11 protein-coding genes and 1 tRNA gene are annotated in these 18,579 nt (G+C 41.8%); 8 read left to right on the top strand and 4 right to left on the bottom strand.

Annotation, left to right across the window (positions count from 1 at the left end; translation table 11 throughout):
• Both FD729_RS01335 and pepA read right to left on the bottom strand, forming a co-directional pair.
• A complete protein-coding gene (locus FD729_RS01335) occupies window positions 1–459 on the bottom strand; it encodes a DNA polymerase III subunit chi (protein ID WP_159931493.1) in 459 nt (152 codons plus the stop codon).
• Window positions 460–607: 148 nt separating this feature from the next.
• Window positions 608–2,119: a leucyl aminopeptidase gene (gene pepA, locus FD729_RS01330; RefSeq protein WP_159931492.1), complete on the bottom strand. Its 1,512-nt coding sequence runs from the start codon at window positions 2,117–2,119 to the stop codon at window positions 608–610.
• 263 nt (window positions 2,120–2,382) lie between these two features.
• Here pepA and lptF point away from each other — a divergent pair, with 263 nt between their 5' ends.
• Together lptF and lptG are read left to right on the top strand one after the other, a co-directional pair.
• Window positions 2,383–3,483, top strand: coding sequence for an LPS export ABC transporter permease LptF (lptF, locus tag FD729_RS01325; RefSeq protein ID WP_159931491.1), 1,101 nt, complete (start codon window positions 2,383–2,385; stop codon window positions 3,481–3,483).
• Between the two features lies 1 nt (window position 3,484).
• Complete coding sequence (gene lptG / locus FD729_RS01320) at window positions 3,485–4,561, top strand: LPS export ABC transporter permease LptG (RefSeq protein ID WP_159931607.1); 1,077 nt, start codon at window positions 3,485–3,487, stop codon at window positions 4,559–4,561.
• Window positions 4,562–5,658: 1,097 nt separating this feature from the next.
• Here the strand turns inward: lptG and FD729_RS01315 are convergent.
• Window positions 5,659–6,294 carry a hypothetical protein gene (locus FD729_RS01315; RefSeq protein ID WP_159931490.1) on the bottom strand — a complete coding sequence of 212 codons (636 nt, stop codon included), beginning with the start codon at window positions 6,292–6,294 and terminating at the stop codon, window positions 5,659–5,661.
• Window positions 6,295–7,133: 839 nt separating this feature from the next.
• Between FD729_RS01315 and FD729_RS01310 the strand changes: the two genes are divergently transcribed.
• Window positions 7,134–7,218, top strand: a tRNA-Leu gene (locus FD729_RS01310).
• A 1,177-nt stretch (window positions 7,219–8,395) separates the two neighbouring features.
• Here FD729_RS01310 and mutH read toward each other — a convergent pair.
• Window positions 8,396–9,070, bottom strand: coding sequence for a DNA mismatch repair endonuclease MutH (mutH, locus tag FD729_RS01305; protein WP_159931489.1), 675 nt, complete (start codon window positions 9,068–9,070; stop codon window positions 8,396–8,398).
• Between the two features lie 626 nt (window positions 9,071–9,696).
• Here mutH and rppH point away from each other — a divergent pair.
• From rppH to recC, 5 genes are all read left to right on the top strand, one after another.
• A complete protein-coding gene (gene rppH / locus FD729_RS01300; RefSeq protein ID WP_159931488.1) occupies window positions 9,697–10,191 on the top strand; it encodes an RNA pyrophosphohydrolase in 495 nt (164 codons plus the stop codon).
• A gap of 49 nt (window positions 10,192–10,240) precedes the next feature.
• Window positions 10,241–12,337 (top strand): phosphoenolpyruvate--protein phosphotransferase, encoded by a 2,097-nt coding sequence (gene ptsP, locus FD729_RS01295; RefSeq protein WP_159931487.1) that lies wholly within the window; start codon window positions 10,241–10,243, stop codon window positions 12,335–12,337.
• A 109-nt stretch (window positions 12,338–12,446) separates the two neighbouring features.
• The gene (gene lgt / locus FD729_RS01290) at window positions 12,447–13,328 is read left to right on the top strand and encodes a prolipoprotein diacylglyceryl transferase (protein ID WP_159931486.1); all 882 of its coding nucleotides are present in this window, start codon (window positions 12,447–12,449) and stop codon (window positions 13,326–13,328) included.
• Entirely contained in the window at window positions 13,325–14,119 is a 795-nt protein-coding gene (gene thyA / locus FD729_RS01285) for a thymidylate synthase (protein ID WP_159931485.1), read from the top strand. The genes lgt and thyA overlap by 4 nt, the downstream gene beginning before the upstream one ends.
• Before the next feature lie 161 nt (window positions 14,120–14,280).
• Window positions 14,281–17,664, top strand: coding sequence for an exodeoxyribonuclease V subunit gamma (gene recC, locus FD729_RS01280; protein WP_159931484.1), 3,384 nt, complete (start codon window positions 14,281–14,283; stop codon window positions 17,662–17,664).
• Window positions 17,665–18,579: the final 915 nt, after the last annotated feature.

The following is an 18,579-nucleotide window of genomic DNA, read 5'->3' as shown; positions in this document are numbered from 1 at the left end:
TCACATCGTTTGCGGCGGTTTAGCCATATTCAGTTGAAAACCAACGCTGCGATAAGCTTTATACCGATCACGCGCTAGCTGTTTTTGGCACTCTTTGTAAGGTACGAAATCTATTACTTCATTAAAGTCAGTAGAAAAATTTGTAAAGTATAGCAGGAGGTTTATGAGTAGATCGCGAGGCAAGTTACTGCGATATTGCAGCCAGGAGAGTTCTACCGGTGCGCCATAGCGTGGACCTTCTCCTTCTCCTGCTAGATTGTGAGGTATAAAAGAGTTAGCTGGATTTTGCCACAATGCCTCGTCTAAACGAATAGCTTGCTGTTCGGTTTCACAGGCGATTAGAATACTTTTACCTGCCCGCCAGTGCGTTGCCGCTAAATAGCATACCAGAGTCTCAATCGCGCTCAGTGCCTTGTTGTGCAAATTTGATTCCATTAAGTAAAAGGTTGCATGTTTCATGAGAATGCCTTATGAACAAGAGTGAAGATATTACTAGCTCAGGTTCGTGACGGCTCTTCCTATAAAAAGGAAGAGCCGATAGGTGGCATTTTACAGCAATCTACCGTATGCGTACTAATTCTCAAGGGGCGGTACACTATGACCACACTCAGTCGTCATAGTTCATACCAGCGCGGTTTAGAAGGAACTGGGATAGCATTGGCACTGGACGACCAGTGGCGCCTTTTGCTGTACCGGAACGCCAAGCAGTACCAGCGATATCTAAGTGCGCCCAGTTATATTTGCGTGTGAAACGCGACAAGAAACAAGCTGCAGTAATAACACCGCCGGGACGGCCGCCGACATTCGCAATATCGGCGAAGTTAGATTCCAGCTGTTCTTGGTACTCATCCCCCATAGGCAAACGCCAAGCACGGTCACTAGATTGTTCAGAAGCGATGATTAGCTCATGCACCAGAGGGTTATGATTGGACAACAGGCCACTGATATGATGGCCTAGTGCGATCACGCATGCCCCAGTTAGTGTCGCCACGTCAATTACTACTTCGGGTTCAAAGCGTTCAACATAAGTAAGCGTATCGCACAGCACCAAACGGCCTTCTGCATCAGTGTTCAACACTTCTACAGTTTGGCCCGACATAGTGGTCAGGATATCACCGGGACGCATGGAGCTACCATCCGGCATATTTTCACAGCCTGCCAGCACGCCTACTACATTAAGTGGTAGATTCAGCTCAGCCACTATACACATCACGCCGTAGACCGATGCCGCACCGCACATGTCGTATTTCATTTCATCCATAGATTCGGCATGCTTAATGGAAATTCCGCCTGAATCGAACGTGAGACCTTTACCCACTAATACAATGGGGCGTACTTCAGGATCTGGATTACCTTTATACTCAATGACTGACATTAGAGCATCGTTTTGCGAACCAGCACTTACGGCAAGGTACGCGTTCATGCCAAGCTCTTTCATTTGCTGTTCGTTGATAACACTTGCGGTGACTTTGTTGCTAAAGACTTTAGCCAGCTTGCTCGCTTGTAGGGAAAGGTAATGCGCGTTACAGATATTCGGCGGCATATTACTAAGATCTTTTGCAACCTTCACACCGGAAGAGATTGCTAGACCGTGCTGGATGGCGCGTTCACCGCTAGTTAGCTCGCGGCGCGTTGGCACATTAAACACAAGTTTTCGCATCGGACGCCGCGGCTCAGTCTTATTACTTTTTAGCTCATCAAAATTATAACAAGCCTCTTTTGAGGTCTCAACCGCCTGACGAACTTTCCAGTAAATATTACGGCTTTTCACATGCAGCTCAGTCAGGAAACAGATTGCTTCCATAGACCCAGTATCATTCAATGTATTGATAGTTTTCTGAATTACCTGTTTATACTGACGTTCATCTAGTTCCCGTTCTTTCCCGCATCCAATCAGTAAAATGCGTTCAGAAAGAATATTGGGTACATGATGAAGCAGTAGTGCTTGGCCTACCTTTCCTTCCAGCTCGCCACGGCGTAGCAGTGCACTAATATAACCATCACTGATCTTATCTAACTGCTCTGCGATAGGTGACAAACGACGCGGCTCAAAAACACCTACAACAATGCAAGCACTACGCTGTTTTTCCGGGCTGCCGCTTTTTATACTGAACTCCATGCACTCTCCTGAATTTTTCAGACAACAACCTCAGCTGTTGCTAGGATAGTCCGCCTATTACTCATAGGTTAAATTTTCTGTTAATCAGCTTTAGTATTAATTTTAATAATAGCAACGTATAACGTATAAGGTTGCCCCTCGGGCGACACATTTTGCTATACCATTTTAGTCACTACAAGAGCTACTGATGTAGAAAGGAACCAATAAGTATTGAAAATAGCTATTTTTCTGCAAAAAGACAACTTATTACAAGTATACTAAACATGATCATCATCAGATATCTAGTGCGGGAAACACTCAAAAGCCAACTGGCCATCCTTTTCATCCTCTTGCTTATCTTTTCTTGCCAAAAGATAGTGCGAATTTTAGGGGCTGCGGTGGACAGAGAAATTCCAACAAATCTTATTATAACCCTGTTGGGGTTAAGAGTGCCTGAAATGGCACAACTTATCTTGCCGTTAAGCCTATTCCTGGCAATGTTAATGACATTAGGTAAGCTTTATACTGAAAGCGAAATCACCGTGATGCACGCTTGTGGTTTGGGTAAGAGTATGTTGATGAAAGCAGCGATTTTGTTAATTTTCTTGACTTCTATCGTGGCTATGGTCAATGTTATTTGGCTGGTGCCTTGGTCCTCGCGTTATCAGGATGAGGTGATGCAAAACGTAAAAGCTAATGCTAGCGCAACTATGCTGGCGCCCGGCCAGTTTCAGACTTCTGACGATGGTAACACAGTACTGTTCATTGAAAACGTCAAGGGTAGACACTTCAACAACGTTTTCTTGGCACAGCTTCATCCCACAGGAAATGCACGTTCATCAGTAGTGCTGGCGGATAGCGGCCATATAGAACGGAATAAAGATGGTTTTCAAGTTATTACTTTGTATCAAGGTGCGCGTTTTGAAGGCTCGGCAATGTCGCGTTACTTTCGTATCACCGATTTCACTAACTACCAGGCCCTCATAAGCCATAAAGAAATAATATACGATCCGAATAACGCCGAAAAGTCTGATCTCACTACACTTTTGAGCAAAAATACACCGGCGTTTCGTGCTGAGTTTCATTGGCGCTTGACGCTAATTTTCTCAGTTCTGGTAATGGCGCTTATTGTGCTACCACTCAGCACGGTCAACTTGCGTCAAGAGCGCATACTATCAATGTTACCTGCTATGCTACTTTATCTAATTTTTTTTCTAGTGCAGAGTTCGCTAAAGTTGAATGGGGCAAAAGGGCATCTCGATCCGGCATACTGGATGTGGGCGATTAATATCGGCTATTTGTTGCTAGCCATAGTGCTTAACTTATGGGATACCGTGCTGATGCGTTACGTATATGCAAAATTTAGCCACATATTTTCTGTCTGATATGTTTCGTATTCTTGACCGTTATATTGGAAAAACTATTTTCAATACTATTATATTAACGCTCTTCATGCTGGTCTCGCTCTCCGGCGTCATTAAATTCGTCGATCAGTTACGTAAAACTGGGCAAGGCACCTACACCGCTCTGGCTGCCGGTTACTACACGTTACTAAGCATACCAAAAGATATTGAGATTTTTTTCCCTATGGCAGTATTGCTCGGCACGCTACTTGGTCTGGGAACTCTGGCACAGCGCAGCGAGCTGGTAGTAATGCAGGCAGTAGGCTTCCTACGCATTCAATTGGCTATATCGGTGATGAAAACCGCAATTCCGCTAGTGCTATTAACCATGGCAATCGGTGAGTTTGTCGCGCCTAGGGGTGAGCAGTTGGCACGCAACTACCGTGCACATCAGCTTTACGGTGGCGAGTTGATTTCGACCCAGCACGGTATATGGGAGAAAGACGGTAATAACTTCATTTATATAGAGCGAGTGCATAGCAACTATCATCTTGATGGCTTAATTATTTACAATGTCGGTGATGATCATCGCCTAAAAAGCATACGTTACGCTGCTCATGCTACTTGGAACCAGAACAACAAGCGTTGGAATTTAGTGCAGGTCAATGCATCCAATCTCAATGATCCGGAGCAAATTACTAGTTCGGTAATATTGAGAGACGAGTGGATAACCAATCTTACGCCAGACAAGCTCAGTGTAGTAATGCTTAATCCCGCTGCTCTATCGATTCTCGGCCTCTATAATTACATCAAATACCTAATGCAGAGTGGCCAGGAGTCAAATATTTATTGGCTTAATATGTGGAATAAAATTTTTCAACCGCTATCAGTAACAGTGATGATGCTAATGGCAATTTCTTTTGTCTTTGGGCCATTGCGAGGGGTGTCAATGGGATTGCGTGTAGTAATTGGCATCAGCTTTGGCTTTCTATTCTACGTGTTGGACCAGATCTTTGGACCACTGAGTCTAGTTTACGGTATGCCTGCGATATTGGGAGCAATAATGCCCAGTGCCTTATTTTTCATTATAAGTGTATTTGTGCTAATTAAGCGATGTTAAAAGAAATAGCGCTAAAAGCTGTGGTAATTGCTAAAAAAGCATTCCCATAAAGATTACTTTATTGGCACTTATTTAATAAGTAACTATATGAATTTAAATCATTATCGATAATTCAGCTTAAGTAGCTAAAAAAATATCCTGTACTCCTAGTTCTTCATCGTGCGAAGTAGGGTTGCACGTAAGAACTGTAGTTCATGATACTAAAAGACTTAATACGCGTCAGGAATTGGTGGAATTTAGAGTATTTGACTACCAAGCTCCGTATCATCTTTGTACTATAACTCCAAACCACGCTGAGATGCTATATTTTAGGTTGATCCTACAAATCTGTATGATGGATAAAATCCCATTGTATGATAGTTAATTTATGCTGTAGATGGTGAAGGTTTAAGAGCTGATCTGACGTTGATGCCATATTGGTTGCATGGTGCTAAATTTCTTACGCACTATCATCTTCTGCAATTTCTCTAAAGGGCAATAAATAAGAGTTCCTCTATACAGTGCATTCTGAGAATTAGCTTCCTCGCACGTCTTAATGTTTAGATCGAGATCTACTAGACCACGTCCTTTTCCAGAATTTTAGAAAACCCGGGTCATTCTAGAAGAAAGATGCTAATGTTAGTATTTAAATCGATAATATTAGTTTCCCCTAAGTGAATATCACAACCGTATATTTTTCCTAAAACTCAAACTAAGTCTCCGATTAGGAGAACAGCGCTCCCGTCTGGTTTTGAAATGCATCTTCAATGACTACTTTATGTCCATATTTGCATTAGTTACAGTTACCACCATCAGCACTCTTCCTCCGCGATGGAGAGGTATGTAAGGGATGATCCCCTTGTAGTGGGGATACAGCACTCATTCTTTCAGCACCTACTAGGTGCTGATGTCGGGAAATATGAACATCTTGATGCTGTACTAGCAAGCACCGTACAACTGCACTAGTATAGTACTCTTAGCATGGAGCTTCTTATAAGCCTACATTCATTTTATCAGTATTGAATCATTATGCTGGTAAATCTGGATTGAGTGCGACCTACAACGCATGATTTTTTGTTGGCTAATCATGCGCTATGTATAGAAATAGCAAATAAAGATTAGTGTTTGGGACGATCTATCGCTTCTAGAAGCTCAGGGAAGAAATCTTCCATAAGTTCGGGTGTCATTAATTCCGGATAACGCATTAGATGTTCACGGATGCGTTCACTGAGTGCTGGGATTAGGCTCTGAGCCCCGGTAAGCGCAGAAATCTTTCTCTGCTTTACCAGTCTTAATACATCTTTTGGTAGACTGTCCTCATCGTCACAATCTTCTACTGCTTCCAGCGCATCTAGATTATCGAATAGATTAAGGAGAGTTTCAATCTGTGGGGTGCGTGAGACGTATTGCTCTGGATTCTCCTCTTCTAGATAGCGCAGTAATGCGCGTACTGGTGAGCCATCCGGTGTAGCAGGGGGAGTAGCGGTAAACCACTCAAGCAGTTGATGGGTACTGACGTGATGGACGCAGTAGCCGTTATCCACTAATTCGTCGGCGAGGATATCAGCAGTATCGTGCTTAAGTAGGCAAATATGAGTACGGTTTGGAGTAAACTGTTCGAGCCACTGATAGATTTCTTCTATAACCGCATCGTCGTACTGGAATTTTTTGCTAAGATAGATGTTATTTGGTTGATGTACAATTGCAAAAATTAGATTAGGATCAAAGTAAATCGAAATGTTGATATCTTGCATGCGCTCTGTCCTGTTGGCGTAAATCTTCACTATAGCGCTGTTAGATTGGTGGTGGAAATGTGCCTAGGCACTTTACAAGAGAATAGACTCATGTGAAATGCCTAATGACGTTCAAAACTAGTATCAAAAAACAGGGGTAATCAGGGAATAAAATAAAAGTAGCAGATGATTTAGGGGAGAAAGATAGACAACTTATCTTGAAATCCGCACCATATCACACTATACATAAATATGTTTTTGTCATATCTTCGGTAGTACCTTACAAGCTTTGGCTTTTAGCTTTTCATCCACCTTTTATTACCTGGGTTTTACAAGTTAAGCTATTAGTCTTTACCGTTATTCAGTGTACTATTATTTTCTCTTTTAGTTTTTGACTGCCAAGGATACTAAGCATAGTTTAATTTGAAATTAACTTAAAACGTACTAACTTCTGCCAGAAGTATGGTTGAATCCCTTCCTAAGGGAAGTATAGCATACTCAGACTGGGATTAACTTATTTTTCGTACTCTGATTATGTTTAGGTAAGCCTGTACTTTGTTTTTCTTTATTTTCTTTTAAAGAGAATATGATATATAGAAAATTTTAGTGGTGGATATGTGTGGAGGTTTGAAATTAGAAAATTTCAGTTTATAGGGCAAAATAAGAAGGTAGAAACATTGAAGAGAGGACGAAACGACCATTCCCCTCCCGTTCCCTTTCTGTGAGAATAATAAAAGAAGGGAATAAAGATGCGATATACACGAAATGTACAGTGGGAAAAATAGTTGTATCTTCTAGATTTAGTGATTTTCAGTTGCATAATTAATAGTTAATAGTATATTAACTGAATTTCCCCACGTGCCGAAGTGGCGAAATCGGTAAACGCAGTTGACTCAAAATCAACCGTAGAAATACTTGCCGGTTCAAATCCGGCCTTCGGCACCAATATATTATACCAGAGTAAGTATTTACTCAAAAAATCCTTCAAGGGAAGGAAAAACTTTTTCTATCTGGCTTTAGTTTTCCTGCGGCTTAGAAATTATGTATTTGATACATAAGCATGCTAATAATGATTAGGCACTGTATAAAGCGGTACTATTTCATACAATTCTGATGTAATGGCCACTATGCCCTAGAAGTATTTTAGATAAAAGCCTTTATTTGATGAAATAGGGTAATGGTAGTGTACTATCTATCTTTAAAAATAGAACTAAAATAGTTTTTTTAAAAAAACTTGTTTAATATTTAATGAAATTATCTATAAGTAAATTTTCTCATATTAAATTTATTAAATTTTTTATCTAAAAATACAGTGTAACTGTTTAATTAAAAGAGTCATTTAAACACTCATAAAAGATATTTTTCTTTTTCTTTTTAAAAAAGAAATCTGCTAGTAAATTATAAAGAACATTCCATTAGAATGTTCTTTTGATAATGTTTATATTGAATGACACATTGACTTTTTATTATTTTGAATAAATGACTGTGGTGATGCACAATTAATCTCAGTGTATACATCAACGATTGGGCATTGTGCATAAAGTACATACTGGAAAGTATGTGGGTAAAATTTTCCGCAAAAAAAATCGTCGTCTTCATACGTAGTACAGTGTGCAAATTATCAAAACGGGAATAAGCAATCTGGCGTTGTTCGAGATTTTCATATTAATTTTATACCATAAGACAATGGACTATAGAATTAGTCAGATAATGACTACATCCCTACTAAACTTACTTTTTTTAACTGGATTATTACTATCGGGTAGGATAGCTCACTGGGCTTTGTTCCTACTTACCATACCGTTTAAACGCAGCGTCATTGAGTAGACGCCTATTTATATTACTACCACATCCATATCAATACCTCCGATAAGAGCACTTAGTATCTCCTGAAGTTAAACGCTAAAACATGGAGTGGGTACGCCGGAAAATTATAATAACACGCGGCTGCAGTCTCATTATGATCTTAATCATATAATTAAATGTAAAAAAATTATGTAAAATCTGTATATTACAAATAGTTAATTTTTTAAAGATATGTCTCTTAAATGTTTTTTTTATTTTTGTAAGAAAATTAAAAATACTATTTTAGCATGCTTCTGCTTCTAGATTAGCGAGTAAGTTACAAATTAAAATGACTCGCCAGAAGAGAGGCAGTAAAGCTTTTTCTCAAATAAAAACCAAGAGGTAGTGTCATAATCGGTTCTCCGTGTTCACCAACTCCTTTAGTTAAAGCACGGCTATTAGCCGCTTTTGGCCTTATCTGTAGACAACAACCATGGTGGGCAGTAATGCTTTTCACTTGGCCTAGGACAATCATATCCATCAGTTCTTCCCAATCTTGACGCAACATCTGCTCCTCTTTTTTGTTTGGGCTCCAAAACAGCGGGGAGCCAACGTGTCGCTGAGCTATTGGAAGGTTACGGTCGCCTTCTACTGGGATCCAGAGTACCCGTGCTAGCTTGCGGCGCACATAGCTAGTTTCCCAAGTAATACCGCTGTTACCAGTCAGCTGTGCAAAACATACAAAGGTGGTCTCCAGTGGTTTACCTTTTTTTGCGTCAATCGGAATCGTTTTAAGCTCAATGCCGAGATGCGCAAAATCTTGCTTTGCTTTGCTGCCAGCATTGGCACCTAGGTGGCGCTCCAGTAATATGCCGACCCAGCCTTTATCGCGTTTAAGATCGGCCGGCATCGTCAATCCCTTTGCTAGGGCTTCTAAAGGAAGGCCTGCTAAAGCACGGGCGCGAGCTATCAATATTGATTCATTTTCAGGTGGTACTTGTAGAGGGATCATGGCGAATTCTTGTGTTGTAAAAATTATATATCCCTATTTCTGCTGCATCTCCATATCTGTACCAAAAGAACAGAGTAGTACTATCGTGTATAATCTGTGAGGAGTGTTCTACTGATCTCTTCTTGTATAACCACATTAGTATAATGTCATTCCGGATTAACTCAAAGTAAAGGCAATAATGAAGAAAATTTAAAATTAAGTTATCTATATTGATAAGGTAGCTTTTCGCTCGCTGATGAGCAGGTTTTTATGTACTTCACGAGGGGAAACCTATATCTACTGGACATTTACTAACATTAAAGGTCTCTACCCATAAAAGGTATTTTTGTTCTTTCTATTTCAATTTTATTTGATATGAAAAATTTTATCGTAAAAATGCCATTAGTGCCATGTGCTTTAATCCTTACCAACTCACAAAAATTTGTTAGAGTAATTACCGTGTTTTATTTAGAACTATCAAAAAAACTGATGAAATGAATTAATAATCAAGCTGATTTTCATGAATCAGAGCAACTATGGATTTATTTAAGTTTTATTCAACATTCTTGCCATACATCAGTATTTACCCCCTGTAAGTAGTATGAAACAATTAGGCCATTCAAATTTAGTTTTTTTGAGGTAGTCTAGTGATCGATGATAATGGCTACCGCCCGAATGTTGGTATCGTAATCTGTAATAGGCAGGGACAAGTGTTATGGGCCAGACGCTTTGGGCAGCACTCTTGGCAATTTCCTCAGGGGGGTATTAATCTGGGTGAAACTGCTGAACAAGCGATGTATCGTGAACTGTTCGAAGAAGTGGGTTTATGCCATAAAGATGTACAAATACTTACATCTACCCGTAACTGGTTACGCTACAAATTGCCAAAACGTTTGGTGCGTGGGGATACAAATCCAGTGTGCATCGGCCAGAAACAAAAGTGGTTTCTTCTGCAGTTGATGTGCCATGAAGCGGATATTAATATGCAACACAGCAGTACACCAGAGTTCGACAGCTGGCGCTGGGTAAGCTTTTGGTATCCAGTGCGTCAAGTTATTGCTTTTAAGCGAGATGTCTATCGCCGTGTAATGAAGGAGTTCGCTGGTGTAGTAATGTTAATGCAGGACAGTTCAAAGCAGTAGCACAACGCGTCATCCTATTGACGGAAAAGAGGATAGTCTTACGTACTGTATGCTCACTCAATTGCGCGAAATAGTAGAAAAAGTGGCGAGAGCGCGTCGCCTCAACGAAGCACTTGACATTTTAGTACATGAGATCTGCTTATCGATGCACACCGAAGTATGCTCTATTTATATTGCAGATCACGCCCATCATTGCTACTACTTAATGGCTACGCAAGGCTTAAAAAAGCCACGTAGACGTGTTATTACACTAGCTTTCGACGAAGGGATCGTGGGACTGGTAAGACGACTTGCTGAACCAGTTAACCTCGCAGACGCACAAAGTCACCCTAGCTTCAAATATATTCCTGCGGTAAAAGAAGAGCGCTACCGTTCCTTTCTTGGCGTGCCGATCATCAATCTGCGGCATCTGCTAGGTGTGCTGGTGGTACAACAGCACGAACACTGCCAATTTAACAAAAGTGAAGAGTCTTTTCTAGTTACACTAGCAACGCAGATGGCGACATTACTATCACAGTTACAACTCGGTCATCTATTCGGGCAATTTCGTCAAATGCGTGTGCGTGCTATTGCCACTTCACCAGGAGTGGCTGTAGCTCTTGGCTGGGTGGAAGAAAGCAAGCATCTACTAGATCAAGTTTCTGCCGCCTCGACTCTTGACGTTCAGAGCGAACGTGAACGACTACTAATCGCGATGAACGAAGCTACTAGCGAGTTTCGTCGCTTTAGTAAGCGTTTCGTCTCCGGTGTACAAAAAGAGAGCTCAGCAATCTTTGATCTCTACTCTCATTTGTTAGCTGACGCACGTCTGAAAAAAGACTTATTCGAAGAAATTGAAAAGGGATCGGTGGCGGAATGGGCAGTCAAGAAAGTTATTGAAAAATTTGCCGTTCAATTTACTACGTTGAATAATAACTATCTACGTGAGCGAGCGGATGACCTACGTGTGCTAGGACAGCGCCTGTTATTCCATCTCGATGATTCTATCGTCAACATGAACGCTTGGCCGAAACGCTTCATACTTGTGGCAGACGAGCTTAATGCTACCATGTTGGCAGAACTACCGCGCGAGAGGTTAGCAGGGATCGTAGTACGCAACGGTGCCATTAACTCGCACGCCGCTATATTGACGCGTGCTATGGGTATTCCCACGGTGATGGGTGCGGATATCTTGCCTGCACAACTTGACCAGAGTTTGTTGATTGTAGACGGTTATCACGGCGAGCTGTTAATTAATCCTGGACCTATGGTAGTGAAGGAATATAAGCGTCTAATAAAAGAAGGGAATGCACTGAGTAAAATAGCGGAAAATACAGTCGACCAACTGGGAGAACTGAAAAGCGGAGAGCGTATTCAGGTGATGCTTATTCATAATAAACCTGTAACGTTACGCACTCTGGATATAGGCGCTGATAAGCAGCTGCCCTACATGCCAATTAGCGAAGAGAATCCTTGCCTTGGCTGGCGTGGCATCCGCCTTACCCTAGATCAAACGGAAATTTTTCTAGTGCAGGTGCGAGCTATGCTACGTGCTAATGCCTCTTCTGGTAATCTCAGCATACTGTTACCAATGATCAGCCATATTGACGAGATTGACGATGCAATGTGTCTTATTCGACGTGCTGGGCGTGAAGTGGAAGAGATGTTGGGCTATGTAATTCCAAAGCCACGTGTAGGCATAATGATTGAAGTTCCGTCGATGCTGTTTATGATCCAACACTTGCAACCACGTGTTGATTTCGTCTCGGTCGGCACCAATGATTTAATTCAGTATTTAATGGCGGTGGACCGAAATAATACGCGCGTTGCCAAACTTTACGATCCATTACATCCAGCGATGTTGCGTGCTCTACGTGCTTTTGCTGCTGAAGCACATATGGCGAATCTAGAATTCTGCCTTTGTGGTGAAATGGCTGGCGACCCGATGTGTGTAGCGTTATTGGTAGGGCTTGGCTATCATCACCTCAGTATGAACGGTAAGAATGTGCCGCATGTGAAATATTTGCTCCGTCATCTAGATAATGAGGAGGCACAGAAGTTAAGTAACCAAGCTCTCAACGCGTATACTGCTAAAGAAGTACGCCACAAGGTGACTACTTTTATGGAGCAGCGTGGGCTAGGGGGCCTGATCCGAGGAGGACGTTGATTGATATACTCAGTTCTATGTTCCTTCTCTGTATAAAATTGCGCTTTGATATGATCTTAACTTATAAGTTATTTTTTGAACTACCCTTTTCGGGGCTGAAAATTGAATTATGAATAATCAGTATATCGCACTTCCGCAGTTTAATCAAGTAATCTTTTTCATTGGACCGGTTTCAGTGCATTGGTATGGATTGATGTACCTTATTGGTTTTATTTTTGCCATGTGGCTGGCGGCCCGCCGAGCCCATAAACCTAATAGTAATTGGAAAAAAGAGGAAGTTGAGAACTTACTTTATGCTAGTTTCCTAGGAGTCTTTCTCGGTGGCCGTATTGGCTATGTGCTTTTCTATAATTTTTTACTATTTTTGGAGAATCCACTTTACTTATTTAAAGTTTGGAATGGTGGTATGTCGTTTCACGGCGGCCTCATTGGCGTCATTGTAGCAATGATAATTTTCGCAAGACGTACTAAACGTCCTTTTTTCCAAGTTTCTGATTTTGTAGCACCGCTGATCCCGTTCGGACTCGGTGCAGGCCGTCTCGGTAATTTTATTAACGGTGAGCTATGGGGGCGCGTTGCGCCCAACTTTAAATTCGCTATGTTATTTCCCAGTTCACGCAGTGAAGACATGGTGCTTGCGGCACATAATCCTACCTATCAGGAACTACTGAATACGTACGGTGCGCTCCCGCGTCATCCCTCTCAGCTTTATGAGCTAATGATGGAAGGTGTGGTACTATTTATTATTCTTAACTTATTTATCCGCAAAGTGCGCCCGATGGGTAGTATCTCTGGTCTGTTCTTAATAGGCTATGGAATATTTCGCTCTATCGTTGAACTTTTCCGGCAGCCTGATGCGCAGCTTGGCCTCTTTAAAGGAGGTATTAGCATGGGGCAGATTCTCTCCATGCCGATGATTTTAATTGGAATTATAATAATGTTTTGGGCGTATCGTCGTTTCCCTCAGTATCAAAATCGAGAATTCAAATGAGACAGTATCTGGACCTGATACAACATGTACTGAAAAACGGCACACCGAAAGCTGACCGTACAGGCACAGGGACACTGTCGGTGTTCGGCTACCAGATGCGTTTTAACCTGCGAGAAGGGTTTCCCCTGGTTACTACGAAAAAATTACATATACGCTCAATTATTCATGAGCTGCTCTGGTTTTTAAAGGGAGAAACCAATATCGGTTACCTTAAAGAGAACAATGTCACAATCTGGGACAAATGGGCCGATAAAAACGGTGAGCTTGGCCCAGTATACAGCAAACAGTGGCGCAGTTGGGAAACCGCAAGCGGCGACCAGATTGACCAAATCGCGAAAGTTGTTGAGCAGCTGAAATTCAATCCCGATTCACGCCGTCTCATCGTCTCGGCGTGGAACGTTGGAGATCTAGATAAGATGGCACTCGCGCCGTGCCACGCTTTGTTTCAATTCTACGTTGTAGAGGGTAAGCTCTCTTGCCAGCTTTATCAGCGTTCGTGTGATATTTTTCTTGGCTTGCCTTTTAATATTGCTAGTTATGCCTTACTAGTGAATATGGTAGCACAGCAGTGCAATCTGCATATCGGTGATTTTGTTTGGACCGGAGGCGACACTCATCTCTACGGTAACCATCTACAGCAGGCGCATTTACAGCTGATGCGTGAGCCACTACTGTTGCCGACATTAGCAATTAAACGTAAGCCCAACTCTATTTTTGATTATCGCTTTGAAGATTTTGAGATCGTAGGCTACGATCCCCATCCTTCTATCAAGGCACCAGTCGCGGTATAATGCACTAATTGGTTCGAAAACCCTTACTAAACTTGGGCGCTCCTTTGTTTTTGTGTGCTGAAACAACGATGATTCTCAAACTACGAAATGGAAATGGAGTAGAGAAATGATATATTCATGATACTAGAAATGCCACAGTAAGTATCCTCACAGGAATTTCCATGCTCCATGTTTATCACTCAAACAAGCTTGACGTTCTAAAAATCCTCGCGGCAGCAGTGATAGAACATGAACCGCTTAATGATCCACTTTCCCCCGAAATTATACTAGTACAAAGTCCTGGAATGGCACAGTGGCTACGGATAGAACTGGCGCAAATTTTTAACATTGTCGCTAATATTGAATTTCCGTTACCAGCCTCTTTTATCTGGAATATGTTCATGCGAGTGCTACCAGATATTCCAGCTGAAAGTTTTTTTAATAAATCGAGTATGCAATGGAAATTAATGCACCGTTTGCCTCAGCTGCTAACACAGGAAGCGTTTGTGTCTTTGCGCCACTATTTACACGATGATATCGACAAGCGCAAATTATTCCAGCTCTGTTCACGCCTTGCTGATCTCTTTGACCAGTATCTGGTCTACCGAGCCGACTGGTTAAATCGCTGGGAACAGGGCGAACTTATTAAGGGATTAGGAGATGCACAACTTTCTCAGTCCTTATTATGGCGTGATCTAGTGAACTACACTGAATTACTGGGACAATCGAGATGGCATCGCGCTAATCTCTATGCACAGTTTATCCAGAAATTAGATCGTGCGAAACAAACACTGCCTAACTTGCCAAAGCGCGTCTTTATTTGCGGTATTTCTGCCTTACCGCCGATTTATCTACAATTACTACAGTCACTAGGTCGCCATATCGATATTTATCTGTTAGTGACTAACCCCTGTAGAGATTATTGGGGCGATATTCAGAATTATACCTTTCTGACTAAACTACAAAACCATCAACGTCGCTACCATAACAGTGAAGAGGTAAAAGACCTTTTTTACAATCCACTACAGACATATACACTGTTCAGTACCCAAGGTGAACAACAGATCAGTAATCCGCTACTTGCTTCCTGGGGTAAACTGGGTCGAGATAACCTCTTCCTACTTAGTGAAATTGATGAGATAGATGAAGTGGAAGCCTTTGTTGATGTGAAAGAAGATAACTTACTTCATGCAATACAGCACGATATGCTATTTTTACAAAACAGGGCGGTGATAGGTTTGAACGCAGAAGAAGTGTCGGCATGTAGCGGCAGAAAACGTTCTCTAGACACTAATGATCGTTCTATCAGAGTACAAATCTGCCACAGTGTACAACGTGAAGTGGAGGTGCTACAAGACCACCTACTGGAGATGCTAGAAGCAGATCCATCGCTTAAGCCGAACGACATTATCGTGATGGTGGCTGACATCGACAATTATGCGCCTTTTATTCAAGCAGTATTCGCTAATGCTCCTGCCGATCGTTTTCTGCCATTCTCTATTTCCGATCGCCGTGCCAGCCACACACACCCGGCTATCTTAACTTTTTTGAACCTTCTAGAGCTACCTAATAGCCGCTTTGTTGCAGAAGATGTACTCGAACTTCTTCAGCTGCCTGCAATAGCAAATCGTTTTTCAGTGGGCGAGCATGCTTTGCGATTGCTACGCCGCTGGGTAAAAGAATCTGGTGTGCGTTGGGGACTGGGTGATGACAGCGTAGAAGAACTGATATTACCGGTTACAGGACAGCATACTTGGCGTTTTGGATTGGAACGCATGCTACTAGGTTATGCTATGGAAAGTCATTACGGTGATTGGCAAGGCATCCTACCCTATGACGAATCAAGTGGACTAGTAGGCGAATTAGTCGGTCATCTAGCAGAACTGATTATGCGACTAGACTACTGGTGCACCAGACTTAAACAACCCAGACCGCTAGAAGCTTGGCTACCACTCTGCCGGGATATGATCAATGATTTTTTCCACGGTGACATGGAAGCAGAAGCCGCATTGTTACTATTGGAAGAACATTGGAATCAGAATATCAAATATGGGCAGGGTGCGTGCTATCAGGATGCTGTATCTATAACGTTGCTGCGTGACGATTTGCTCGCACGTCTTGATCAGCAGCGTATCAGCCAGCGCTTCATCGCTGGGCAGATTAATTTTTGTACATTGATGCCAATGCGATCTATTCCCTTTCGAGTAGTCTGTCTACTGGGAATGAACGATGGTATTTATCCTCGCACGTTGCCAGTACCGAGCTTCGATCTAATGCAGCAACAGGCACGTAAAGGCGACCGCAGCCGTCGGGATGACGATCGCTACCTCTTTCTGGAGGCTCTACTCTCAGCAAATGATTGTTTCTATATTAGCTATATTGGTTGTGCAATTCAGGATAATACTAAACGTTATCCCTCTGTGCTGGTCACAGAGTTGCTAGATTATATCGGACAAAGTTTCTGTCTACCCGGTGATGAAGGAAAAGAACTAGATGAAAGTGCACAAAACGTGCAGCAGTATATTCAGTACCTAAATAGCCGCATGCCATTTGCTGCCGAAAACTTCCAACCGCAAAGAAAATACCATAGCTTTGCCCGAGAATGGCTCCCAGCTGCGCAGGGAAAAGGTGAAGTACAGGTAGATTTCATGCAGCCTTTGCCGGAACCAGTACTGAAATCTGTATCATGTGAGCAATTCTTACGCTTCTGGTCTCATCCAGTTAGAGAGTGGTTCCATCATAGGCTTGGCGTCACTTTTGGGGGAAAGGAGTATGAGCTATCAGATAACGAACCTTTCGTGCTTGATGGTCTGGAACGTTACCATATTAATACCAAATTGCTGAATGCATTAGTGGAGGGTAAGGATACACAACATCTTTTCACACTATATCGTGCGGCGGGTAACTTGCCTTATGGCGCATTCGGCGAACTATTCTGGCAAGCGCAACAGAAGAAAATGCAGGAGATCGCAGCAGCGGTTATCGAACGGCGTAACAAAAGCGAGACATGGGAAGTGAATTTACAACTCAACGGCGTTGAGTTGACCGGCTGGATAATGCAGGTACAATACGATGGTCTGCTACGCTGGCGTCCCGGAATACTCAATATAAACGATGGGTTACAGCTCTGGTTAGAACATCTGATCTACTGCGTACTATGCGGTAGTGGTGAGAGCCGTATGATTGGCAGAGAAAATAGTCACTGGCGATTTCCAGCCATTGCAAGTCAGGAAGCTGCTATAATATTAACGCGTTATATGCAGGGCTATAAGCAGGGAATTTCACGGCCGTTACTATTGTTAAATAAGAGCGGTGGTGCTTGGTTGACCACAAGTTACGATGTGAAAACACAGCAGCTTTTGCTAGATGAAGTTACACAAATCAAGGCAAGAAATCGTATTCTACAGGCTTGGGCGGGGAGATATGATCAAGAAGGAGAGAGCGGTGATCCCTACCTACAACGCCTGTGCCGTGGATTGAATAAAGCTTGGATAACACAAATCACCGAAGCTGCGAAACTTTGGTATCTACCGGTCATACAGGCTCATCAAGATGATGAAAGGTAATATCTACCAGTCTCAAAATATTTATATATGTATACTAGTAAATGATATGTTAGTATATCTTATCAGGTTGGTAGGTTATAATGTTACTGCTGTTAGTTCTCGTCCCATCAGGGGTTAGCTACGTCAGTGAACAAACTTGCTTAATACACCAACAGACATATCATCTAAACTCAACTTTTAATTCCACCGTCATTTCCTATATTCACGATGACTTCACACTGAAGTCCTACAAGATACTAAAAACCTCTTCTAAATAGAACTAATTAAATTTTATTACATACAGTCCTACTGAATATCCAGCTGTTTCTACAAAAATAATGAGCAAACTTCAATCATCCTAGAACTTCGAATCAGTATACTCCTAGCAACTTGAGTTAATTAACCTGAATAATTTAATTGCTGAAGGTAGGTATTACATAAGCTTAAAGCGCTAACTTCGCTAAATGATATTAAAATCTCCCCCCTCCCCTGCAATGAAAAATTAGGGAGTATGTTCAGTGCTAGCAGTTTTACATAGATAATATTCTGCTTTGTGGAAGAAACTCCTGATAGTGCTTATGATGCTCTACAGCCTAGAAAGTATATAGCTAGATGCGATATATAAAAAATAAGGGTTGTGATTTGGAAGTTTCTCTATTCAGCTGATACACAGTCTAATACTATATAGCTGATAAAGTTGATGTCGTTTTATAAAGTAACGGCGTATTTCAACAATATGATCCATAATGCGACGCTTCAATAATAAAATTATATCTTTGTTGTAATTTAAATAGCATAATATGAAAACGTAAAAAACACATCTTTCTCATAACATCTCATAACATTTATTTATACAAAATAGTAAAATGCAAACTGCAAAAGGTGGGCAGCAGAACCTATTTTATACTAGTGGTGGTTCTATACGATTATCTGGGC

The sequence above is a fragment of the Pantoea sp. Nvir genome, from assembly GCF_009829915.1.
In the GTDB taxonomy this organism is placed as follows: domain Bacteria; phylum Pseudomonadota; class Gammaproteobacteria; order Enterobacterales; family Enterobacteriaceae; genus Pantoea.
Note: the sequence above shows the minus strand (reverse complement) of the source record. Positions and strands in the feature narration are given on the sequence as shown.